This window comes from Mucilaginibacter sp. 320_HR, from assembly GCF_059691875.1.
Genome location: NZ_JCAWAI010000004.1, coordinates 354,335 through 378,148, shown reverse-complemented (window position 1 = coordinate 378,148; position 23,814 = coordinate 354,335). Strand labels below are relative to the sequence as shown.

The 23,814-nt window shown below is 45.1% G+C and carries 19 protein-coding genes; 7 read left to right on the top strand and 12 right to left on the bottom strand.

Features of this window, described 5'->3' with window-relative positions; genetic code table 11:
* Positions 1-77: 77 nt before the first annotated feature.
* The 5 genes from AC59GT_RS16335 to AC59GT_RS16315 are packed head-to-tail and all read right to left on the bottom strand — an operon-like array spanning position 78 to position 2,637.
* Positions 78-650: a Maf family protein gene (locus AC59GT_RS16335; protein WP_497238617.1), complete on the bottom strand. Its 573-nt coding sequence runs from the start codon at positions 648-650 to the stop codon at positions 78-80.
* A 43-nt stretch (positions 651-693) separates the two neighbouring features.
* Positions 694-1,215: a KdsC family phosphatase gene (locus AC59GT_RS16330; protein ID WP_117382378.1), complete on the bottom strand. Its 522-nt coding sequence runs from the start codon at positions 1,213-1,215 to the stop codon at positions 694-696.
* Between the two features lie 2 nt (positions 1,216-1,217).
* Positions 1,218-1,460, bottom strand: coding sequence for a Fe-S cluster assembly protein IscX (gene iscX / locus AC59GT_RS16325; protein ID WP_117382379.1), 243 nt, complete (start codon positions 1,458-1,460; stop codon positions 1,218-1,220).
* 42 nt (positions 1,461-1,502) lie between these two features.
* On the bottom strand, positions 1,503-1,835 hold the full coding sequence (locus AC59GT_RS16320; protein ID WP_497238616.1) for a 2Fe-2S iron-sulfur cluster-binding protein: 333 nt from the start codon (positions 1,833-1,835) through the stop codon (positions 1,503-1,505).
* 19 nt (positions 1,836-1,854) lie between these two features.
* The gene (locus AC59GT_RS16315) at positions 1,855-2,637 is read right to left on the bottom strand and encodes a Rossmann-like and DUF2520 domain-containing protein (protein WP_497238615.1); all 783 of its coding nucleotides are present in this window, start codon (positions 2,635-2,637) and stop codon (positions 1,855-1,857) included.
* Positions 2,638-2,736: 99 nt separating this feature from the next.
* Here AC59GT_RS16315 and AC59GT_RS16310 point away from each other — a divergent pair, with 99 nt between their 5' ends.
* Both AC59GT_RS16310 and AC59GT_RS16305 read left to right on the top strand, forming a co-directional pair.
* Entirely contained in the window at positions 2,737-3,066 is a 330-nt protein-coding gene (locus AC59GT_RS16310) for a YbjQ family protein (protein ID WP_117382383.1), read from the top strand.
* A gap of 118 nt (positions 3,067-3,184) precedes the next feature.
* Entirely contained in the window at positions 3,185-4,555 is a 1,371-nt protein-coding gene (locus AC59GT_RS16305; RefSeq protein ID WP_497238614.1) for a dipeptidase, read from the top strand.
* A 133-nt stretch (positions 4,556-4,688) separates the two neighbouring features.
* On the opposite strand, the gene AC59GT_RS16300 is transcribed toward AC59GT_RS16305, so the two are convergent.
* Positions 4,689-5,786 (bottom strand): mandelate racemase/muconate lactonizing enzyme family protein, encoded by a 1,098-nt coding sequence (locus AC59GT_RS16300; protein ID WP_497238613.1) that lies wholly within the window; start codon positions 5,784-5,786, stop codon positions 4,689-4,691.
* Between the two features lie 194 nt (positions 5,787-5,980).
* Between AC59GT_RS16300 and AC59GT_RS16295 the strand changes: the two genes are divergently transcribed.
* The 4 genes from AC59GT_RS16295 to AC59GT_RS16280 all read left to right on the top strand — a co-directional run bounded on the left by AC59GT_RS16295 (position 5,981) and on the right by AC59GT_RS16280 (position 10,311).
* Positions 5,981-6,727 carry a DUF4290 domain-containing protein gene (locus AC59GT_RS16295; RefSeq protein ID WP_497238612.1) on the top strand — a complete coding sequence of 249 codons (747 nt, stop codon included), beginning with the start codon at positions 5,981-5,983 and terminating at the stop codon, positions 6,725-6,727.
* Between the two features lie 145 nt (positions 6,728-6,872).
* A complete protein-coding gene (gene murA, locus AC59GT_RS16290) occupies positions 6,873-8,180 on the top strand; it encodes a UDP-N-acetylglucosamine 1-carboxyvinyltransferase (protein WP_117382387.1) in 1,308 nt (435 codons plus the stop codon).
* A 146-nt stretch (positions 8,181-8,326) separates the two neighbouring features.
* Complete coding sequence (locus AC59GT_RS16285; RefSeq protein ID WP_497238611.1) at positions 8,327-9,883, top strand: ArnT family glycosyltransferase; 1,557 nt, start codon at positions 8,327-8,329, stop codon at positions 9,881-9,883.
* A 56-nt stretch (positions 9,884-9,939) separates the two neighbouring features.
* Entirely contained in the window at positions 9,940-10,311 is a 372-nt protein-coding gene (locus AC59GT_RS16280; protein ID WP_497238610.1) for a DMT family protein, read from the top strand.
* 150 nt (positions 10,312-10,461) lie between these two features.
* On the opposite strand, the gene AC59GT_RS16275 is transcribed toward AC59GT_RS16280, so the two are convergent.
* Entirely contained in the window at positions 10,462-11,823 is a 1,362-nt protein-coding gene (locus AC59GT_RS16275) for a pyridoxal-phosphate dependent enzyme (protein ID WP_497238609.1), read from the bottom strand.
* Between the two features lie 171 nt (positions 11,824-11,994).
* On the opposite strand from AC59GT_RS16275, the gene AC59GT_RS16270 reads away from it, so the two are divergent.
* On the top strand, positions 11,995-17,835 hold the full coding sequence (locus tag AC59GT_RS16270) for an alpha-2-macroglobulin family protein (protein WP_497238608.1): 5,841 nt from the start codon (positions 11,995-11,997) through the stop codon (positions 17,833-17,835).
* Positions 17,836-18,023: 188 nt separating this feature from the next.
* On the opposite strand, the gene AC59GT_RS16265 is transcribed toward AC59GT_RS16270, so the two are convergent.
* The 5 genes from AC59GT_RS16265 to AC59GT_RS16245 form a co-directional block, all read right to left on the bottom strand.
* Positions 18,024-18,881, bottom strand: coding sequence for an AMP nucleosidase (locus AC59GT_RS16265; RefSeq protein ID WP_497238607.1), 858 nt, complete (start codon positions 18,879-18,881; stop codon positions 18,024-18,026).
* A gap of 141 nt (positions 18,882-19,022) precedes the next feature.
* The gene (clpX, locus tag AC59GT_RS16260; protein WP_497238606.1) at positions 19,023-20,261 is read right to left on the bottom strand and encodes an ATP-dependent Clp protease ATP-binding subunit ClpX; all 1,239 of its coding nucleotides are present in this window, start codon (positions 20,259-20,261) and stop codon (positions 19,023-19,025) included.
* Between the two features lie 89 nt (positions 20,262-20,350).
* On the bottom strand, positions 20,351-21,055 hold the full coding sequence (gene clpP / locus AC59GT_RS16255) for an ATP-dependent Clp endopeptidase proteolytic subunit ClpP (RefSeq protein WP_497238605.1): 705 nt from the start codon (positions 21,053-21,055) through the stop codon (positions 20,351-20,353).
* Between the two features lie 268 nt (positions 21,056-21,323).
* Positions 21,324-22,676 carry a trigger factor gene (tig, locus tag AC59GT_RS16250; protein WP_497238604.1) on the bottom strand — a complete coding sequence of 451 codons (1,353 nt, stop codon included), beginning with the start codon at positions 22,674-22,676 and terminating at the stop codon, positions 21,324-21,326.
* A gap of 84 nt (positions 22,677-22,760) precedes the next feature.
* Positions 22,761-23,753 (bottom strand): c-type cytochrome, encoded by a 993-nt coding sequence (locus AC59GT_RS16245; protein WP_497238603.1) that lies wholly within the window; start codon positions 23,751-23,753, stop codon positions 22,761-22,763.
* Between the last annotated feature and the right edge of the window lie 61 nt (positions 23,754-23,814).

Sequence of the window (23,814 nt, the reverse complement as noted above, 5' to 3'; positions counted from 1 at the left end):
AGAATACTGCGGTTCACGGAAGGGCTCAGCATAGTTCTGAAATTGCTTCGTACCTCGCAATGACGGCGGTAAAGGATTCAGATGGCAAGTCTCTTCAGCTGCTGGTACACCTTTTCGGTAGGCAGCCCTACCACGTTGGTGTAAGAGCCGTCAATGCGTTCGATGCCTATCAAGCCTATTCGTTCCTGGATGCCGTATGAGCCGGCTTTATCCATCGGGCTTTTGTCTGCCACGTAGCTCCGGATCTCTTCATCAGCAAGCTGGCGGAAGAACACCTCAGATACATCGTAGAACTTATTGTACTCGCCTTTGTAAAACAAACACACCCCTGTATAAACCTTGTGTACCTTACCGCTTAGCTTGTGCAGCATCTCTACAGCGTGTTCCGGCGTTTCGGGCTTACCCAGTATTTCGCCCTCTATGGACACTATGGTGTCGGCGGTAAGTACCACCTCATCGGTAACTTCCTCGTCAAAGGCTTCAGCTTTTTTAAAAGCAATGTAAACCGCTATATCTTCGGGAGTTAATCCATCCGGATAAGATTCATCGACCTCCTTCAGCACAATCCGGAAGTCTATATCCATCAGCCTGAGCAGTTCCTGCCTGCGCGGGGATTTAGATGCAAGAATTACTTTGGGGAAATTATTCATCCGAACAGTCTTTTGACTTTTAACTTTCGACTTTAAACTCGACCTACCAGCTGTACGCCTGGTCGTTCATCCAGGTGCCCTGTACCTTCATTACCTTTTCAATTACGTCGCGGGCACAGCCTCTGCCGCCCGGTACGTGAGATACGTACGCGCAGATGGCTTTAACCTCTTCTGCAGCATCTGCCGGGCAAACTGGTAAACCCACTAAGTTCATGGCAGCAAGGTCCGGGATGTCATCGGCCATGTACAATATCTTGGAAGGGTGCACGCTCTTCTCTTCCATGAAGAGTTTAAGGCGTTCGGCCTTGGTATGTGTACCCAGGTATACATCATTAATCCCCAGGCTATTTAGGCGATAAAGTGCACTTTTAGAGCGGCTGCCGGATATTGCAGCAACCGTATACCCGCTCTTTATAGCCAGCTGCAAAGCATAACCATCTTTAATGTTAAAAGCGCGGCTTTGCACACCGGCTTCGGTCACAAAAACCGATCCGTCGGTGAGTACGCCGTCCACATCAAAAATGAACGTCGTGATATCCTTAAGCCTGTTAAGAAAGTTTTCCATTACTATTGGTTATCACGCCACTCGTATACCCAGGCAGATTGTATCTGCTCAAGGTGGCCTTCATTCGCTTCCTCGCGCGTACCGGCAAAATTAGGCAGGGTAAGTACCCATTCCAGCAGGTCGGTAAAGCGGATGCGGTATATCCTGGTCTCACCAAATTCGTCGCCAAATTTTTCGTAAAGGCTCATGGCAATATCCTCATAGTCGTTCCAGTGGATCGGGAGGGCAAATTTGTCTTCTGTCATTTGTATAGCTACGTATGGTTATACGTGTTAAGTTCTTAAATATTAGTGCCCCATAAAGCCCGACTGATCAGGCAATGTTACTTCTATATCTCCGTCTATCACTACACACTGGCAGCCTAAACGCGAGTTTATACGGGGATTAACGGCGCGGTCTATAAAGTCTTCTTCTTTATCAGATATCTCCTGCAGGCTGTCCATCCCGCGGTTCACGTAGATATGGCAGGTACTGCATCCGCAAACACCGCCACAGTTGTGCTGCAATTCGATGCCGTTCTCCAGGCAGACGTCCAGCACCGATTCACCTTCGGCAATAGGGAGCTCCACAGTTTCGTGGTCCTGTTCTTCGAAGTTTATCCTTACTTTAAAAATATTCATTTTGGCAAAAGTAACAAAATTACTTATTGGAGTTAGGTGCCTTATGGTTTTTGATAATATCCTGACTGAGCAGATGATATATCTGTTTGAGTTCGTCTTTCCCTTCAAGCATTTGCAGGTGCGCAGTCATGGTCTGCAGGTCATGGCGTACTGCTGGCCCTGTTTGTACATCTGCAGGCGAATGCTCCCGAACTTTGTCAGCTGTTTCTGTTATCAACGGTCGCAGCATATCAAAGCTCATGTTGTGTTCTGCCAGTAGCTGCTGCGATATATCGTACAAGTGATTGGTGAAGTTACACGCAAACACGGCTGAAAGGTGCAGCACCTTACGTTGTGCAGAATCTACCCGGTAAACGTTATTGCTGATGGTACGCGCGAGGTCTTCCAGTATTTTGGTAATGTTGTCGTCAGAACCTTCTACGCAAAGGGGCACATCCCAAAAGTTTACTTCCTTAGTTTTACTAAATGTTTGCAGGGGATAAAACACTCCTGCGTTTTCAGTAGCGCCCAGCAGTTCCTGCAAGCTTACCGCGCCGGAAGTATGTACAACTAGTTTACCCTGGGCTGTCAGATGCGGAGCAATATCCTTAATGGCATCGTCCTTTACAGAAATGACAAACAGATCTGTATCTGCGGAAATATCGGCCAGGCTGTCTATTGCTGAAGCGCCTACGTGGTAAGCCAGCAGGGCGGCGTGTTGCATTTGCCTGCTGTAAACCTGTATAATGCGGTGCCCGGCATTTTTAAAAGCAGCGGCCAAGTGGGTAGCTACATTACCTGAGCCTATCAACGTTATTCGCATGAGTTTATCTCGTAAGGTTCAAAATTAAATAAATCTGCTACTTTTAGCTGGTAACATTTATGTAAAGGTTCTATCTAAAACAAAACCAAAAGAAAAACAATGGATACTTCACTCATTACTACCAGCAACAACCTGGAAGGCTATAAAATTGTAAAGCATTTAGGCGTTGTACGCGGCATAACTGTACGCAGCCGCAGCGTTGTGGGTAACTTTGCAGGCGGCCTGCAATCGCTGTTTGGCGGCAGGCTTTCTGTTTATGTAGAACTTTGCGAAAACGCTCGCGAAGAAGCCTACCACCTGCTGATACAACACGCACAGGCTATGGGTGCTAATGCGATCATCAGCATGCGTTACGATGCTAATGAGGTGATGCAGGGTATTACGGAGGTGCTGGCCTATGGCACAGCCGTAGTTGTAGAGAAGGCGTAAGTTTTTATACCCTTTCTTCATTAGTATGACCGGCTGTTTTTAAGCACCGGAGATTGCTTCGTTCGCAAAAACGTGTGTTTTATTATTGTGTTATATTTGCTGCAAATACTTGTGAATTATGCAGCATATAAAACAATACATAGAGGCCAATAAGCAACGCATGCTCGACGAGCTTTTTGAGCTTCTGCGCCTTCCGTCTGTTAGTGCCGACCCTAAATACAAAGCCGACGTACTAAAAACTGCCGATCTGGTAGCGCAAAAACTCACTGAGGCAGGTGCCGACAACGTCGAAGTTTGCCAAACTGCCGGCTATCCTATTGTGTACGGCGAAAAGATCATCGATCCGGCTAAGCCTACCGTATTGGTTTACGGGCACTACGATGTACAACCGGCAGATCCGCTGGAACTATGGCTCACTCCTCCTTTCGAGCCTACCGTTCGCGACGGAAAGATATACGCCCGTGGCGCCTGCGACGACAAAGGTCAGTTTTATATGCATGTAAAAGCATTTGAGCTAATGATGCAGACAGACACGCTGCCTTGCAACATCAAGTTTATGATAGAGGGCGAGGAAGAAGTTGGCTCTAACAACCTGGGGATTTTCGTGAAGCAAAATAAAGAACGCCTGAAAGCAGATGTGGTGCTGATATCTGACACCTCGATGATCAGCATGGAGCATCCTTCGCTTGAAACAGGTTTGCGCGGACTGTCGTACCTCGAGGTAGAAGTTACCGGCCCTAACCGCGACCTCCATTCGGGTGTTTATGGTGGCGCCGTGGCCAACCCGGCCACTATTCTGGCGAAGATGATTGCCTCACTGCATGACGAAAACAACCACATTGCTATCCCCGGTTTTTATGATGATGTAATAGAACTTACCCAAATCGAAAAGGACGAACTGAACGCGGCACCTTACGATGAGGAAGAATATAAGAAGGACCTTGATGTTAATGAGCTTTGGGGCGAACAAGGCTACAGCACTTTTGAACGCACCGGCACACGCCCAACACTAGAGGTGAACGGCATTTGGGGAGGCTACATTGGCGAAGGCGCTAAAACCGTACTACCATCAAAAGCAAGCGCTAAAATATCTATGCGGTTGGTGCCGAACCAAACCAGCGAAAAAATCACCCAGCTATTTACCGGTCATTTACTGAGCATCGCTCCGCCATATGTTAAAGTAAAGGTTACCCCTCACCATGGCGGCGAACCGGTAGTTACACCAACAAATAGTGTTGCTTACAAGGCAGCACAAAAAGCGGTGGCCGAAGCGTTTGGTAAAGACCCTATACCAACACGCGGCGGGGGCAGCATACCTATTGTCGCGTTGTTTGAGGCTGAACTGGGGTTAAAGACCGTGTTGATGGGCTTTGGCCTGGACAGTGATGCACTGCATTCACCTAACGAAAAGTACGACATCTTCAATTATTATAAGGGCATTGAAACCATACCACTGTTCCACAAGTACTTTGCGGAGTTAAGTAAATAATTTCTGAATCAGGATTTACAGAATTTTAGAATTTTCAGAATGAATATCGAGGCGCAAAATATTGCGCCTCTTTTTTTAACGTTATTGCCGAAAACAAGAATTCTACTCATCCTTAAATTCTGAAAATTCTGATTCAGACACTCAACTTCTCGCAACCTTCCAAAAACACTTCATCAGCATCTGCACCTATGCCGGGGGCATCATTAATGGTAAGATGGTAGCCGTCGTATTGTGCGCCGCCTACGCATGGGTCTACCAGGTGGCCCAGCTTGCAGGTGTCCATGTCATAGAAGTGAATATTGGGACTGGCATATACAAAATGTAGTTTGCTGCTCAGGGCAATGCGGCTTTCCAGCATCCCACCCATCATACATGGGATATTATGCTCGGCGCAGGTATCATGTATCTTCTTTGCTTCGGTGATCCCGCCTGCTTTGGCCATTTTAATATTCACATAATGGCAGCTGCCGCTTTCTATCTGCATACGTGCATCATGATGATTGTATACGCTTTCATCCGCCATAATTTTTACCGGTGTAAGCTTCATTAGCTGCGGCAGCCGATCGTCATACCAGGTGCGCATCGGCTGTTCGCAAAACTCAACATTATATTCGCCCAACGCCTGCAGCGCAAACACAGCCTCATCAAAGCTCCAGCCCTGGTTGGCGTCAACGCGTATCTTCATCTTATTACCCACAGCAGCACGAATCTGCTTAATACGTTCAAAATCCGTTTCAGCGCCTTTGCCCAACTTTACCTTTAGGATATTTGCACCCGAGTTCTTGAAATCTACTGCCTTTTGCGCCATTACTTCAGGTGAGCTAATGCCAATAGTAATATCGCTTTCTACCGCCCGTTTTTCACCTCCGAGATACTTGTAAAGCGGCAATCCTGCATTTTTTGCGGCAATGTCATACAAGGCCATATCAAAGGCGCTTTTGATGGTGGTGTTACCTGCGGTGAAACTATCCAGTTGCTGCAACCTTGTGGTGATGTCGAGCGGGTTTTGTCCTTTCCAAAGCTTGGCAAACTCTCTGGCCATGATCAAACAGGTATCCTGCGTTTCGCCTACGATCATGGGGAAGGCCGAGCATTCGCCCACCCCGTAAAAACCGGCGTCGGTATGCACGCGTATAAAAGTGTTCATGGCGTGGTCCATAGTGCCGGTGGCAATGGTGAACGGTTCCATAGGGATACTGAAACGGTAAATATCAACAGAGGTGATTAGCATAGTTTGAAGATGTTGCGCTAAAATACCAGAAATTAAATGTCGCCATCACATTAGTTGCACATTCACACAAATAGCCTATATTTGCGTTACTTCTAAAGTACTTCCATTTCGGTTCTCCGGTCCCTCATCCTTCGCAGGGCACTGATCATGAGCCGAAAACATTTAACTAACACTTCTTAATAAAGACATTATACATGGCATTAACAAATTTGCCTGGTCCGTTCGATTATAATTCGACCAGGAATAAACTATTATTAACGGAGTACGGCCGTAACGTACAAAACATGGTAAAGTACATTGTTGCGCTGCCTACCAAGGAAGAACGCAACCGTTATGCACAGGTTGTTATAGACCTGATGGGTTTCCTGAACCCTCACCTGCGTGATGTAGCCGACTTTAAACATAAGCTTTGGGACCACTTACACATTATCAGCGGTTTCCAGCTGGATGTAGATTCGCCTTACCCGAAACCTACCGAAGAGGCTATCCACATTAAACCCGAGCCGCTGAAGTATCCCAATCAGCGTATCAAATACAAGCACTATGGCAAAACTATAGAGCTGATGATTGAAAAAGCAAAGGCTATTGAAGAGCCTGATCGCAAACGCCACATGGTGCAGGCGATAGCCAACTTCATGAAAATGGCTTACGTACAGTGGAACAAAGATTCTGTTGCCGATGAGATCATCCTTGCCGATCTGCAATATCTGTCTAACGGAGAGTTACGCCTCGAAGAGAACATCAACCTGAATAAGGTAGAGTTTAGGGCTAACCCTTATAATGCACAAAGCAACAACAATCAACGCCGCGGAAGCAATCAAAACCAAAACAATGGCGGCCGTAACCAAAATAATGGCGGCCGTACCAACAACCAAAATAACCGCAACAACAATAACCAGAACAATCGCAACCGTAATAACGGCGGCGCAAAGAAGTACTAAGTTATTTATCGTTTATGGCTGCTGATAGTTGTGGGTGCGGACGGCGAGGCTTTGTATTTTAAATTAAAATCCAATCTTTGTCGCGTGTTATCTGTTTAGCTAAGTCATCAGCTATGAACGATGGACCATCAACTACGAACCAATTATGAGAAACGCATTCGAGATACAGGGTGGTAAAAAACTAAAGGGCGAGATCATTCCGCAGGGTGCTAAGAACGAGGCACTGCAGATCATTTCGGCCGTTTTACTCACCAAAGATAAAATGACGATCAAGAACATCCCGGACATTCAGGATGTAAATAAATTGATTGAACTACTAGGCGACATGGGTGTTGAGGTGAATCGCATCTCGCGCGATGTTTGCACCTTTGAAGCCAAAGAAATACATCAGGACTTCTTCAACTCCGAAGCTTTTAAGGCTAAGGGCGGTGGCTTGCGCGGCTCTATCATGATAGTTGGCCCGCTGCTGGCGCGTTTTGGTACAGCATCTATCCCCAAGCCGGGTGGCGATAAAATTGGCCGCAGGCGTTTGGACACCCACTTCCTGGGTTTTGAAAAATTAGGTGCGCGCTTTGACTATAACGCCGAGACCGGCTTTTACAATGTAGACGCAACCAATCTTCAGGGCTGCTACATGCTGCTTGACGAAGCTTCGGTAACGGGTACTGCGAACATTGTTATGGCGGCTGTACTGGCTAAGGGCACCACCACTATTTACAACGCAGCATGCGAACCTTACCTGCAGCAGCTTTGCAAAATGCTTAACCGCATGGGCGCGAAGATTAGCGGTATTGGCTCGAACCTGCTGACCATTGAAGGCGTAACCGAACTTACCGGCACCGAACACACCATGCTGCCGGACATGATAGAGATCGGGTCATTTATCGGCCTGGCTGCTATGACTGGTTCTGAGATCACCATTAAAGATGTGCATTACGATGAACTAGGTATGATACCTGACGTTTTTAAACGTTTGGGTATCAAACTGGAACGCCGCGGAGACGATATATATATCCCATCACAGGATCATTACGAAATAGACACCTTTATAGACGGATCATTACTTACCGTTGCTGATGCACCATGGCCGGGTTTCACTCCCGACCTGTTAAGCATTGTGCTGGTAGTAGCCACGCAGGCAAAGGGATCTGTACTAATACACCAGAAAATGTTTGAAAGCCGTTTGTTCTTTGTTGACAAACTGCTGGATATGGGTGCTAACATTATCCTCTGCGATCCGCATCGTGCCACCGTTATTGGTTTGGATAAGCAAATACAATTGCGCGGTATTTCTATGACGTCGCCAGATATTCGTGCCGGGGTGTCGTTGTTGATAGCGGCTTTATCTGCACAAGGTCAATCAACTATCTACAACATCGAGCAAATAGAGCGCGGTTATCAAAATATTGATACCCGCCTCCGCGCTTTGGGTGCTGATATAACCCGCGTTTAAAAAGCTCAAAGCAGAAAGTTAAAAGCGGAAAGTGATCGTAATACGACAACTTTCCGCTTTTTGGCTTTTACTGCTTTGCTTTGCAAATTTCCATTTTTTTTTAGCTTTACACTTTCAGCCTTTAACTAGGCTTAATAAACCAATAAATGTCCTATAAGAACCGGCGTCCCGGCTATTCTAAATTCATATTGATATTTGTTGCTGTAAAGGTATTGCTCAACCTTATGGCCATCAGCCGCTTTGGCTTTCACCGGGACGAGTTCCTGCACCTGGTTCTTGCCGATCATTTGGACTGGGGCTATAAAGAGGTACCACCTTTTATAGCCGTGCTGGCGAGGATAACGCTGTCGGTGTTTGGCGATTCCGTTTTCGCCGCACGCATATTTTCTACTATTGCAAGCGGGTTAATTATATGGCTTACCGGCCGCATTACGGTAGAGCTTGGCGGCAGGCGCTTTGCTATCACGCTCGCTTGTTTGGCATTAATTTTTTCTCCGGCATTTGCAGCCAGCGGCTACCTGTTTCAACCGGTCGTGTTTGATCAACTCTGGTGGGTAGTTACCGTGTGGCTCTTTACCAAATACCTCAATACGGCCGATGTAAGATACTTGTATTGGCTTGGCGCTGCCGTAGGGTTAGGCATGCTCACGAAGTACAGCATGGCCTTTTTTACAGGTTCGCTCATCATCGGCATCCTAATCAGCAAAGAGCGAAAGTTGCTTTTTAACAAGCATGTCCTTATATCGGCAGGAATTGCTTTCCTGATATTTCTGCCAAATGTAATCTGGCAGATAGTCCACCATTTCCCGTTTTTCACCCATATGAAGGAACTTAGGGTGAAACAGTTGGACTACGTAAAACCTATGGACTTTTTGATGCAGCAATTGTTGGTTAACGGCCCGGCATTGTTTGTATGGCTAACAGGTTTCTTCTTCCTGCTTTTCGCATTTAAGCTGAGGCGGTTCCGGTATATGGCGATTGCTTATGTACTTATCTTTCTGTTCTTATTGGAGATGAACGGCAAGAACTACTACCTTTTTGGCGCTTATCCTATGCTGTTTGCTGCAGGTGGTTTTGCATGGGAGCGCATTATTAAACGGTCGTGGGTGGCTTTGAGAGTAGTAGTTATACTGGCATTTGTTTTGCCGAATCTGTTACTGCTTCCAATGGTGTTGCCGGTGTTGTCGTTAGATAAAACGCTGGGCTTTTTCAGGTACACAAAAGAAAACATGCCTTTCCTAAGCTTTATAACTAAATGGGAGGACCAGCAGCAGCACCCTACCACACAAGATTATGCCGATATGCTTGGTTGGGAGGAAATGGCGCAAAAAGCTTCACAAGCCTACCACAGCCTCACACCCGAACAACAAAAACAAGCGCAGATCTTTGCTGACAACTATGGTGAAGCAGGCGCATTGCACCACTTCCACAAAAAGTATAACATGCCCGATGTGGTAAGTTTAAACAGCAGCTTTGCGCTATGGGCACCTGACACCCTCACCGCGAGGTACATTATTTATGTGGATGACGATGCTAATGTAAAAGAGCGGCTTGCCCCTATTCTTGAGAGCTACCGGCAAACCGGCGAAGTATTGGAACCTCTCGCCAAGGAAAAAGGCACTAAGGTATATATCCTGGTTAACCCATCACCTAAGCTAAACGAGGTTTACCAGAAGGAACTGGCTGAGAAAAGATTAAAGTAAGTTAGCTGGAAACAATTTGATTAATTATTCATTTTGTAAATTCCTATTCAGATACTATGCGTGGTTTTAAAACGATACTATTCCTTACAATTTCTAACACCTTCATGACCTTTGCCTGGTACGGGCACCTTAAGTTTAAAGACTACGAATGGGGCAAGAACCTGGGGCTAATTTCTATTATCCTGATCAGCTGGGGACTTGCCTTTTTCGAATACCTATTTCAGGTACCGGCAAACCGGCTTGGCTTTAAAGATGATGGCGGGCCATTTACGCTGGTACAACTTAAAACCATTCAGGAAGCTATTACCCTAACGTTATTTATGGTGTTCACCGTAGTGTTTTTTAAAACCGAAAAACTTGGCTGGAACCACCTGGTTGGTTTTGCGCTAATTGTATTGGCAGTGTTTGTGATATTTAAAAAGTGGTGATTGAAAATTAAGCTAAGCCAATACAGCGTTGTTTTCGTCATTGCGAGGTACGAAGCAATCTCAGAACTTTAATTATTTAAAGCATTTTAGACTGAACTACTCGGAGCTTGCTTCGTACCTCGCAATGACGCTTTAATAGCTTCTACCTTACTAAGCCGATATTGCATTAATGATATCATACTGCGTAATGATCTCGATGTTACCGCGCTCGTCCTCAACAAGGACTGCAATGTTATCTTTATTGATCATGCCGGATATTTTGTCGATTGAGGTATTCAAATCTACAAACGGGAACGGCGCTGTACTGATGTTCTTCACCGGCTGAGATTTGATGCCCGGGTTTTCTATCAGCGAATTCAATATATCGCTTTCGGTTATCTTACCTATAACCATACCTTTTTGTGTAACGGGTATCTGCGAAATATTCAGCGATTTAATAGTATTGATTGCCTCCAGTACGGTTTTCTCACAGTCGATAGTTATTATCTCCTGGTTCTCCTTTTTGTCGATGATATGGCGCGCAGTAAGTTTCTCATCTTTTAGGAAACCACGGTCTCGCAACCAGTCGTCATTGTACATTTTGCCCAGGTAGCGTGTTCCGTGGTCTGGGAAGATCACAACCACTACATCGCCTTCTTTAAAACGATCCTTCATCTGCAGTACGCCTGCAATGGCAGACCCTGTAGAGTTACCTGCAAAGATGCCTTCTTTACGGGCTATCTCACGGGTCATCAGGGCAGCATCCTTATCGCTTACCTTTTCAAAATAATCTATCAAGCTAAAGTCAACGTTATGCGGCAAGAAGTCCTCTCCTATCCCTTCAGTGATATATGGATATATCTCATTCTTGTCAAACTCGCCTGTTTCCTTGTATTTCTTGAAGATTGATCCATAAGTGTCAATGCCGAGTACCTGTATGTTAGGGTTCTTTTCTTTTAAGTAGCGTGCTGTGCCAGATATGGTACCGCCTGTACCCACGCCTACCACCAGGTGGGTTATTTTACCTTCTGTTTGTTCCCAAATTTCAGGCCCGGTTTGCTCATAGTGCGCCTGCGAGTTACTGAGGTTATCGTACTGGTTGGGCTTCCACGAGTTAGGAACCTCACGCTCAAGCCGTGACGACACAGAATAGTATGACCTTGGGTCTTCCGGGTCCACGTTAGTTGGGCAAACAATTACCTCAGCACCAAAAGCGCGTAGAGCATCAAACTTTTCTTTTGATTGCTTATCCGTACTGGTGAAGATACATTTGTAGCCTTTTATAACCGCCGCAATGGCTAGCCCCATACCGGTATTGCCAGATGTACCTTCAATGATAGTACCGCCGGGTTTCAGCTTACCGCTGGCTTCAGCGTCCTCAATCATTTTCAGCGCCATACGGTCCTTAATAGAATTGCCCGGGTTGGTAGTCTCTATTTTGGCCAGTACAGTAGCTGGTATGTCTTTTACTATTTTGTTAAGTTTTACCATCGGCGTGTGGCCTATGGTCTCCAGTATGTTATTATACCACATAATTTAAATTGGTCTTAAATCGGCAGCTAAAACTACCGATAGCAGAAAATCTACTAATCCTGTATACAAACGGGATATGCATCAAAATTAATCTTCTCATCTGATATTTTTTTATGGAATAACAAATACATCTGCATCCATAAGTAAAACAACAACACAAACCGCCTGCACATGTCTACCATTTTACGCCCAGCCTTTGTAACTGTAATCATGCTGCTTGGCAGCATTACTGCCAGCTTTGCACAGCGCCCGCTCACCAATAGCCGGCAGAGCAGCTACTACACCTACATTTATAGTCTCTCTCCTGCAGAGGTAGAGAAATTCTATGCTTCGCCGGGTAAGCCGCTGGACCAAGCGTTGCTGCGCAACCCTGTAGATTCGTTTCTAACAGATAAGGGAAACCTACCCCAGCTGCCGAATGGTAATTACCTTAAGGTGTTTGCTCTGCAAAATCAGCTTAAATATGCGCTATTGGAAAACCACTCAGCGTTTTTGCAACTATTTCTTACACCTTATGAATACCGCTTTACGCTCACCAATAAACAGGGTGCGTATATTAATGGTGCAGCGGTTATTATAAATGGCAAACAAGTAGCACATGACGAGGCCAGCAATACCTGGCACTTTAAACGCACCGGCAAACAAGCTACACTGCGGGTGGATTATGCTGGCGTAGCCAACTTTTTTAAGCTGGAAAAGGAGGAATATTACTCAAGCAATTACAGCAGCTTTAAGTACCGCCTGAGCAGATTCTGGAACAAGATTAAAGCACCTTTTACAAAACATCGGCGTAGCAGCTACAACCAGCGCGGAGGCTTTATGGTATTTAACAAACCTATGTATAAGCCCGGGGACACGGTAAAGTTTAAGGCCTTTATACTTCAGCAGAATGGTAAACCTGTTACGCAGAAAAAGCTATTGGTAAAACTTAATGATAGTGGCGATACAAAACTATTAGGCAAGGTAGATAGTTATCGCGCAGGGGGCTTTGAGTACAGCTTTGTTTTAACCGATAGCTTAGGCCTTGACCTGGATGAAACATACAGGATTGATCTTGTGGATCCGGCTAAAACCAAAAAGGCTAAAGCTAATGCTGATGAAGATGACGAACGCGACGATCCCGCTGTAGTTTTAATGTCGGGCAATTTCAAATATGAGGAATACGAATTGAAGTCCATTCATTTTGCGATGCGTACAGATAAAGAAGATCACTACCCGGGCGATCCATTAGTAGCTTATTTTAAAGCGAGCGACGAGAATGACTTGCCGGTTGCCGACGGACGTGTGGTGCTTACGTTGCAAACCAGCAGTGCAAGTAACTATAAAGGTGATCACGTTTTTGTGAAGGACACCTTGTGGCAGCACAAGTTCAACCTGGATCCGATTGGCGAAACTAAGGTAACCATACCTGACTCTATCTTCCCAAAGGCGACAGTAAGCTATCAACTGGAAGCAAAATTCATGAACTCCAATAACGAAGGTCAGGAACAACAAAAGGAAGCCACTTTTTACTACGAAAAGTACCGCGTGAAAACGGAGGTGATAAACGACTCATTAAAAATTAGCCATCTTGTAAACGGCAAAGCAGGCAGTTCTTCAGCTACGGTAAGCGCCCTCAATGTTGAAGGCGACACCCTATCGAAAGTAAAGCTTATGCTGCCCGGCTTCGTGCTGATAAACCCTAATACCGCTGAATACAATATAGAAACAGACAGTACTGATACCGATGTAGACTTAAAAGATTTTACAGGCGATATCACGCTCTCATCTGAACGTACTGCCGATTCGGTTTTTGTGAACGTGGCTAACCCGCGTAAGCTGCACTTCTTTTACTCAGTTTTTGAGAACGGAAAACTCACCGGGGATGGTCAGGCAGACCAGTTGAATTACAAAAAAGCGGTAAGCTCCACAGTTAGATTTACGTTCATTATCAATTACATCTGGGGCGGGAAAATGAAAAGCGCACAAGAAAACTCGGTCTACCAGGACAGGTTGCTGACCATCAACGTAAGACAACCGGTGTCGGTTTACCCCGGTCAAAAAGTAAAAACCAATATTGTAGTTACCGACGCGCAGGGTAAACCTGTTCCTAATGCTGATGTTACCGCCTGGGCCGTTACCCGCAAGTTTAAAAGCGGTATGCCTTATGTACCTTACCTGGGCAAAAACTACCCTGGAGCAAAACGTAAACCAACTTACAGGTTACAAGATGCAGAAACGAACGGAACTACACAGTTGGACTGGCTTAGGTGGAAAAATGCTCTAGGACTCGACAGTATTGAATACTTCCGGTTTACGCATCCTGATAAAATATACCGCATCGAAGAACCAGGAGTGGACACCATAACCCAAATAGCACCATTTGTAACTGGCAAAGCAGGCCTTGCACCAGTACATGCTTTATATATAGACCATTTGCCGGTGTATTTTAGCCAGGCACAACAACTGCAACCCTATAGCTTTAAGGTTGAGGCCGGCTATCATCACCTGAAACTGCGCACAGCAGAGGAAGAGATAGAGATAGACAGCGTTCTGGTTAGAAAATCGAAGAAACTCATTCTTAGCGTAAACGCAGATGCTTACCCTGTAACTAAAAAGAAGGACACGCTGGACACATACGAGGCAGCCCTTATTAACAAATACATGGTTACTATAGCCAATAACTTTGATGGTAAGCGGTCCATGATTGTCCAGCACGACCGCCTGTTTTTCCTTAATCCTTATAATGCCGCGCCGCGCAGTGTCCTGGTGGGTCCGCTCAGCAATAGCTACACTTTGTTTGATCAGCAGGATAAAAAACAACTGTTCGTGGCCGAACCGAGCTATTCTTACCTGTTTGAGCCTGGCTTAATAAAGCAGAAAAGCATCTCGACCGAATTTGCCTTTTCACGGTACCTGCGCGTAGCGTCGGGTGCTACCAATTACCGGGACTACGTACTTACCAATGCTGCTGCCGATGACCTCTGGCAGGATTACCTTGATAAACGTAGCAACAGCCAGCAATTGTTTGAAAATCCTCATGTACCCTATAACGAACGCGGGAAATTGGAACTACAAAGAGTGGTGTCCAAGAACGAGCATCCTGTACTGATCAAAAACATAATCTTTTACCGGTATAACGATCCGGACTTTATCAGGGTGTACCCGGGTAATTCCACAAACTTCGATGACATTGCAAGAGGAGTTTACAGGATCTTTTATCTTTTAAAAAATGACAGCTACGACATTAAAGAACGTATAGAAATCAGGAAGGGAGGCCGTAACTACTACAGCTTCACAGTACTGCCCGTTCACGCCAGAGATTCGGTAAGTATAAAGATTGCAGCCATCATTAATAAACGCAACAGCATTATTTACCGCAATGATGATTACGGCATAGAGAACGACGCTTTACGCTTAAAGGAAGCCTTTAACGAGCAATATTATAACACCAAAGAGTTCACAAGTGGAATACATGGCAAGGTAACCGCTGCTGATGATAAGCTACCTGTAGTGGGTGCAACCATTAAGATAAAAGGTACCAATGTAGCCACCACGTGCGATGTTAATGGCATGTTTCACCTTACAGGGCCTTCATCCGGTAAATTGGTGGTGAGCTTTTTGGGATACCACACACAGCAGGTTACTTTCGCCTCAGGCATAAAGCTGAATATTGTGCTGACCGCATCAAGCAATCAATTGAATGAGGTTGTGGTAGTTGGTTACGGTTCCGTGCGTAAAAAAGACCTTGCCGGATCTGTTACTACCATTAATAGCATGGAAATGGCGTTACAAGGCAAGGTAGCAGGTATACAGGTGGTGATGGATTCTACAGGAGCACCTGGGGCAGGTTTAAAAATAATGATAAGAGGTATATCGTCTCCCGGCACAACTAAACCATTATATGTAGTTGATGGGGAAATCGTAGAAAGCTTGGAAAGCATTAACCCTTCTGATATAGCGGAGTTAAACGTTCTAAAAGATGCCGCTGCAACTGCAATTTACGGTGCCCGTGCGGCTAACGGTGTTATTGTTATTACCCGTAAACAAAAGTTGGTCATCAACGGTGAGCCGCTTAAAGCTGCCGGACAGAACAGCGAAGAGCAGCTGCCGCCTGCACTGCGTAAAAATTTTAGCGACTACGCCTACTGGCAACCAAAACTTACTACCGACGAAAACGGTACGGCAAGCTTTACAACAGTATTTCCGGATGATATTACCAATTGGAAGACCTTTATCATCGGTATAAACGACAAAAAACAAACCGGCTTCCTTCAAAAAGAAATCAAGTCTTTTAAGCCACTTAGCGCCAATTTTATCGCCCTGCAATTTGCTGTGGAAGGTGACGAAATGAACCTCATAGGCAAGGTAATGAACTATAATTCTGCAGCTGCACAGGTAAGCCGGACTTTTAATTACAACGGGAAAATGTTAAAGCAGGATGTATTTAGCGTTAACAACGCTAAGATAGACACGCTGAACATTACTGCAACCGCTACTGACAGCCTGGAATTTGAGTACAGCATCAAACGCGACAATGGCTATACTGACGGCGAGCGGCGCAAGGTACCGGTATTTAAACAGGGTGTAACTGAAACCAAAGGCGCGTTTGAGGCACTTAATGCAGATACAACCGTTACACTTAAATTTGATCCGACCTTAGGACCGGTGACTTTTAGAGCAGAGGCTTCTGCCCTTCCGGCACTGGCGGAGGAAGCCCGTAAACTGCGCGAGTACAAGTACCTGTGCAACGAACAACTGGCATCTAAGCTGAAAGGCCTTCTAGCAGAAAAACGCATCAGAACGTTCCTGCGAGAACCTTTTAAATACGAGCGCAACGTTGCCGACGTAATAAAAAAGCTGCTGGAGAACCGCAAGACAACAGGTGCCTGGGGCTGGTGGAAGGACAGCAACGAAGAACTTTGGATAAGCCTGCACGCTCTGGAGGCATTAACAGAGGCAAAGAACATGGGCTACGGCTTTGTTATGGACACTCAGAAATTAACCGATTACCTGGTTTATCAGCTGGAAAGCTACCACGGTCAGGATAAACTCACCTGCCTGCAACTCTTATATAACTTAAAGGCTAAAGTAGATTATGTGAAATACCTTGGCACTATTGCTAAACAGAATAATCTGGCAAGAGAGGTTTCCACTTATGACAAGTTGAAACTGATGCTCCTAAGGCAACAGACCGGCTTAAGGGTGAATACTGATAGCCTGCTCAGAACAAGCCGATCCACCCTGTTTGGTAACCTGTACTGGGGCGAAGAAAACTACCGCTTTTTCGACAATTCAATACAGATTAGTGCTATAGCTTACCAGATTATAAAAGCTGAAGGTAAGCACGAAAACGTGCTTGCGAAAATACGAGGCTACTTTCTGGAACAACGAAAGGATGGTGATTGGCGAAACACCTACGAAGCTTCCACTATACTCGAGACTATCTTACCCGATCTATTAAAGGTAGATAACCAGATAAAACCAGCGGTATTAACTCTCAAGGGTTCTTCAGCGGAAACCATAACCAGGTTCCCATATACAGCTACGTTGCCGGCAGCGCCGCTGACAGTGAGCAAAACAGGCAGCTTACCAGTATACGTTACCGGATACCAGCAGTTTTGGAACAGCAAGCCTGAGAAAGTAAGTAAAGACTTCAGGGTAGATACCCACTTTGAACGTAATCAAAATACGCTAACCAGGCTAAAAGGCGGCGAGAGCGTACAACTTAAAGCGGATGTTACCGTTAGGGCTGATGCAGATTACGTAATGATAGAAATCCCGATCCCTGCCGGTTGTTCATACGAAAAGAAAGACCAGCAATGGAGCAATAACGAGGTGCACCGTGAGTACTTTAAAGACAAGGTGAGTATCTTCTGCAGAAAACTAACACAAGGCACTTACACCTTTACAGTAGATCTGATGCCGCGTTACAGTGGCAGGTATACATTAAACCCTGCCAAGGCAGAGCAAATGTACTTCCCCGTGTTTTACGGCCGGGAAGGGATCAAGAAGTTGGTTATTGGAGATTAATGGTATAAATCGATGATTGCCAGCGGCGGCTGGTAATCATCGATGCTCGTCGCCTACCTGTCAGTCGATTATCGCTGCGTATCTCGCAATGACCGTGGTAAAGATCATTGCGAGCGATGGCGTGGCAATCATTAATGCTTGCGGGCACTGGTTCGTCGACAGTTGCTTCGCATCGGCAATGAACCTAATTAAAACTTCAGGTGCTTAACCGTTAACCCACCATTGATGAGTTGCTTAAGCGATTCGATACCTACGCGCAGGTGTGTTTCTACATATTGCTCGGTAACATTAGAGTCGCTTTCGGCAGTTTTAACGCCTTCAGGTATCATCGGTTGGTCAGAAACCAGCAGCAATGCACCGGTTGGTATCTTGTTGGCAAAGCCGGTTGTAAAGATGGTCGCAGTTTCCATGTCTATCGCCATTGCACGAAGATCTTTAAGGTATTTCTTGAAGTCTTTATCATGTTCCCAAACACGGCGGTTAGTGGTGTAGCAGGTACCTGTCCAGTAATCGCGTGAATGCTCGCGTATAGTAGTAGATATAGCCTTCTGAAGCGCGAAAGAAGGCAGTGCAGGCACTTCTGCAGGCAGGTAATCGTTTGATGTGCCCTCTCCTCTTATTGCCGCTATGGGCAGGATAAGGTCGCCTACGTTGTTCTTCTTTTTTAAGCCCCCGCATTTGCCGAGAAATATTACGGCTTCGGGGTGTATAGCGGTAAGCAGGTCCATTACTGTAGCAGCTACAGAGCTGCCCATACCAAAGTTTATTATAGTTATACCATTTGCGGTAACGCTTTGCATTGGCTTGTCAAGCCCCATAATTGGTGCGTTGTCATGCCATTGCGAAAACAGCTGCAGGTATTTAGAAAAGTTTGTAAGGATAATATATTTTCCAAAAGCATTTAGCGGCCGGCCGGTGTAGCGGGGCAGCCAATTGGCTACTATGGCTTCTTTGGTTTTTAAACCAGATTTTACAGGGGATTGTACTTCTTTTACTTTCTTGGCGTCTGTTGTTTCCTCTTTTTTTACATCTAATTCTTCGTTCATCTTTTTTTCTCCTGTTTTTATCCTATCGGCGAATTCCTTTAGGGGCGTTCAGTAACGTTTTTATACAGCAAACCCCGGTGATATTATCACCAGGGCCGCGTCGTATTATTACAAATATAGCTTTTTAGATCGAGATTTGTGTTAAGCCACCTTTAACTTTTTAAGGTCGCTCTTCTCAAACTTCTCGCGTGCGTAGTCAAGCGTTACATTCAATCGCTTTACATCCTTCTGCGACGGGAACTCGAACATGGCATCTATCATTATAGCCTCGCAAATAGACCTAAGTCCGCGGGCACCCAGTTTAAATTCCATTGCCTTGTCAACTACAAAGTCCAGCACCTCAGCATCAAACTCAAGCTTCACACCTTCGTACTCAAACAATTTTTTATACTGCTTTAGCAAAGAATTTTTAGGCTCAGTTAATATGTTGTGCAACGCATCACGATCCAACGGATTAAGATACGTAAGTACCGGCAAGCGGCCAATAAGCTCAGGTATCAGCCCGAAAGATTTAAGGTCCTGCGGTGTAATGTACTTGTACAGGTTCTTTAAGTCAATTTCAGCGTCGTCGCGTTTAAATTTGTAACCCACCGTTTGGGTACGCAACCTGCTTGCTATCTTCTTATCGATACCATCGAAAGCGCCACCACAGATAAACAGAATATTGCTGGTGTTAACCGTTATCATTTTCTGATCCGGGTGCTTGCGGCCACCCTGAGGCGGTACATTCACCATGGTACCTTCCAATATCTTAAGTAAAGCTTGCTGCACGCCTTCGCCACTTACGTCACGGGTGATGGAAGCATTGTCGCTTTTACGGGCAATTTTATCCACCTCATCAATATAAACTATACCGCGTTCGGCAAGGTTTACATCATAATCCGCACTTTGCAGCAAACGGGTCAGGATGCTTTCTACGTCCTCGCCTACATAGCCGGCTTCGGTTAGTACTGTTGCGTCGCAAATGCAAAACGGTACATTCAGTATCTTGGCAAGCGTTTTGGCCAGCAAGGTTTTACCGGTACCGGTCTCACCCACCATAATGATGTTTGATTTCTCTATCTCTACCTCATCCTTGTCTACACGCTGGTTAAGGCGTTTGTAGTGGTTGTATACCGATACAGCAAGTACTTTCTTGGCATCATCCTGCCCAATAATATATTGGTCGAGATGTGTTTTTATCTCAGAAGGCTTTAATACCGCAGGTGAAGCCGGTGACGACTTGACCTTGCGCACTTTAAGCTCTTCGGCAAGTATCTCATTAGCCTGGTTCACACATTTATCACAAATGTGTGCATCAAGGCCTGCTATCAGCATCAGGGAGTCCTGTTTACCGGCCCCACAAAATGAGCACCTGATCTCCTTGCTGTTTTTGTTCATCTCTTAATTGGTTTATCAAAAATAACTAATCGTATCTTAGTAACAGTGGGTTCCGCTCCCTTGGTTACCAGGGGCGGAACTCAATATTATTATTTATTAGCGCTACTTCTCAAGATCTCATCTACCATACCAAATTCTTTGGCTTCTTCAGAGATCATCCAGTAATCGCGGTCTGATGCTTCCCAAACACGCTCGTACGACTGGCCGCTGTGATCAGCAATGATCTGGTACAGCTCTTTTTTTAGCTTGGTAATCTCGTGATACGTGATCTCGATATCGCTTTGCTGGCCTTGCGCACCGCCTGACGGCTGGTGTATCATCACCCTTGAGTGTGGCAGCGCTGCACGTTTTCCCTTTGCACCTGCTACCAGCAATACAGCACCCATTGATGCTGCCATACCGGTACAAATAGTGGCTACGTCATTTGATATAAACTGCATGGTATCATAAATACCTAAGCCAGCGTATACCGAACCACCCGGCGAATTGATATAGATCTGGATATCGCGTTTGGCATCAGCCGATTGTAAGAACAGCAATTGAGCCTGTATAATGTTTGCGATATTATCATAAATCGCATCTCCAAGGAAGATAATGCGATCCATCATCAAACGCGAGAATACGTCCATCTGCGCGATGTTCATCGGACGCTCTTCAATAATATACGGAGTCATGCCGGTTGGCAGTTTGGCCCTGTCAACGCCGGCGATAAATTTATCTACATATATACTGTTAATGCGGTGATGCTTTACAGCATACTTACGGAATTCATTTTTATCGATGTTACTACTCATGATATGTTGTATGATTTAAATAGTGCTTGTTAGGTAATTGCGATAAATATAGTTCTTAGTTGAATAGATTTTTAGGTATAAAGTTTGTAAAAAGTAAAAATACAATTGGCTTGTTCGCCATCCCTCCTTTATATACCAGTGTGTGATGCCGGCAATATATCACCCGGTTAATTCACCTTGTTATTAACAGCTGTTCGGTTGGTACCAAAAACACAAAAGCATCTGCTTGTGGCAAATGCTTTTGGTAAAGGTTATATAGAAAAAGTGCTTAGTCTTCCAGCTTGTTAAAGTCAGTAAACAGGATTTCTTTCTGATCAAGTGTGATAACACTCTTGATGTGATCGAAAACCTTAACTGCTTTTACTTCTTCAAATATCTTGTTAGCATTCTCTTTGTTCTGCAGGTACTGAACAGTGTACTGCGCCAGCTGATCCTCAGGGATAGCCTGCTGGCTGTACGCCCTGAACTGCTGATCAATGCTTGCTTTAGCGTAAGCAAAAACCTCATCGTACTTAATATCGATGTTGTTTTGTGTTACAATCTTATTGGCAATTAATGTCCACTTAAGGTTCTTAGCAAAATCGTTGTAACCACCTTCTAATTCTTCTTCAGAAAGTTTTTCGTTAGTAGCTTTCAACCAGCGTTTCAGGAACTCATCAGGCAGTTCAAACTGCACTTTGTTCAACGCGTAATTGTAGATGTCGTTCTGCAGCTTACGTTCGCTGTCCTGCTTCATCATGGTCTCCAGCTCCTCGGTGATCTTTTCACGGAAACCTTCTTCGGTAGTTACTGTACCTTCACCAAATAATTTATCAAAGAACTCCTGGTTCAAATCGCTTTCATCTAAACGGTTAACGTTCTTAACCGTTAATTTGAAGTTTGATTTAAGGTCAGCAGCGGCATCCTCTTCAATTTTAAGTAAACCTGCAACCTTAGCTGCGTCGTTACTAAAAGCTTGCTGGATATCCAGTGTAACCTCGTCACCTTTTTTCAGACCGATCAGGGAAGCTTTAATGGCTTCATCCTGAATTTGGTCTAAACGAACAGATGCGGTGTTGGTTATACCGTCCTCAAAAACACTACCATCCGGAGAAAGCTGCACTAATTCAGAATAAAGCACGTCACCATCTGCCGATACGTCAGGATTTGTCATTTTGCCATAAGCACGACGGATGCTTTTAACGCGCGACTCCAGCGTTTCGTCATCAACTTTAATAACGTATTGGGTTAATTTATCTTTTGAATCAAAATCAACGTTAAACTCAGGGGCTAAACCAACTTCGTAGCTAAACTCAAAATCGTCGTTAAAATCCCAGTTGTATTCTTTGTCTTCCTCACCGCGTTTAGGTAGTGGCTGGCCAAGTACTTCAAGCTTTTCCTGCTCCAGGTAATTGTTCATCGAGTCGCTCAACAGGTGGTTTATTTCATCAACCAAAATGCTCTTGCCGTACATTCTTTTAATGTGTGCAGGCGGAACCATACCCGGGCGAAAACCTGGGATCTTTGCTTTTTTAGCTTGTTCTTTAATAGCTTTCTCTACCCTTGGCGTATAGTCTGCCGGGGCAAGGTTGATTTTTACAACCGCATTCAGGTTGTCAATTTTTTCCTGTGATATATTCATCTTTTTTACCGGATATTTTAAAAATAAACTAAGCTGCCATGTGTTTGCATGGCAGCTTTGGGGCTGCAAAAGTACGAATATATTTTATTTATTTACAGCCGTAACCAACTGAAATTTCACTACTTTGTTATTTACCGGCTTAAGTGTTTTAAGGTAAGTGTAGATGGCTGCAAGGTCGGTTTCTTTCATGCCGCCGTAGCGCCACCAGGGCATAATGGTTTGAAAATCGGTGTTATTCACCGCTGCGGGTTTTATACCGCCATTACCATACTGTTTAAACCTGTTTATAAAGGCCTCTTTGCTCCAGCTGCCAATGCCGGTTAACTTATCGGGGGTGATGTTAGCGGAGCGCAGCAAACGCCCGTTGCCTAGTCCGTACTCATTACCGCCGGCATAATCCATCCCAGGGACAGGCTTGCCTTGTACTGCTTTGGTGTGGCAATCTGTACAAGCGGCTGCTTTTACCAGGTATTCGCCATATTTTAGGGTATCACTATCTGCAGGTATTGCAGATGGCTGTGCTTTCTGCGGCATGGTATTCACCAGCAGGTTAAGCGGAAAATCAAGCTTACGGTCCGGGAATTGGGTTTTGACAGGTTTAAGCGTGCGTATGTAAGCTATTATGCTGTAAATATCTTCGGGATCCATTTTACCGAAGGAACCGTAAGGCATAATAGGGAATATAGCCGAATCATCCTTTTTTACGCCGGTGGTTATGGCGCGGTAAAGTTCGCCATCTGTCCAATCTTTTAGATGGGCAGGCGTAATATTGGGTACATAAACCACGCCGGGAAAACTTACGCGGCTGTCAAACCGTTCGCCGCCGGCGCCTACAACATTTGTATCTATCGGGCCGGCAAACACGTTCCATTTACGGCTGCTGTGGCAATCTATACAAACAGCCACATGGTTGGCCAGGTACTTGCCCCGTTGTATCCGTTGAGGTGTGTAAGCTATTTTGAGATTTTGCGGCTTACCAACATTTGGCAGCGCGAGCGTTACGTAAGCTACTGCCGATACAATTACCAGCAGTACGAGGACGACAAAGTACGCCGCCCATTTTTTGAACTTTTTCATGTTATGATATAAGTGTTAGGTGTTATTATTACACTAAGACGGCTTATATCACCGGAACGTT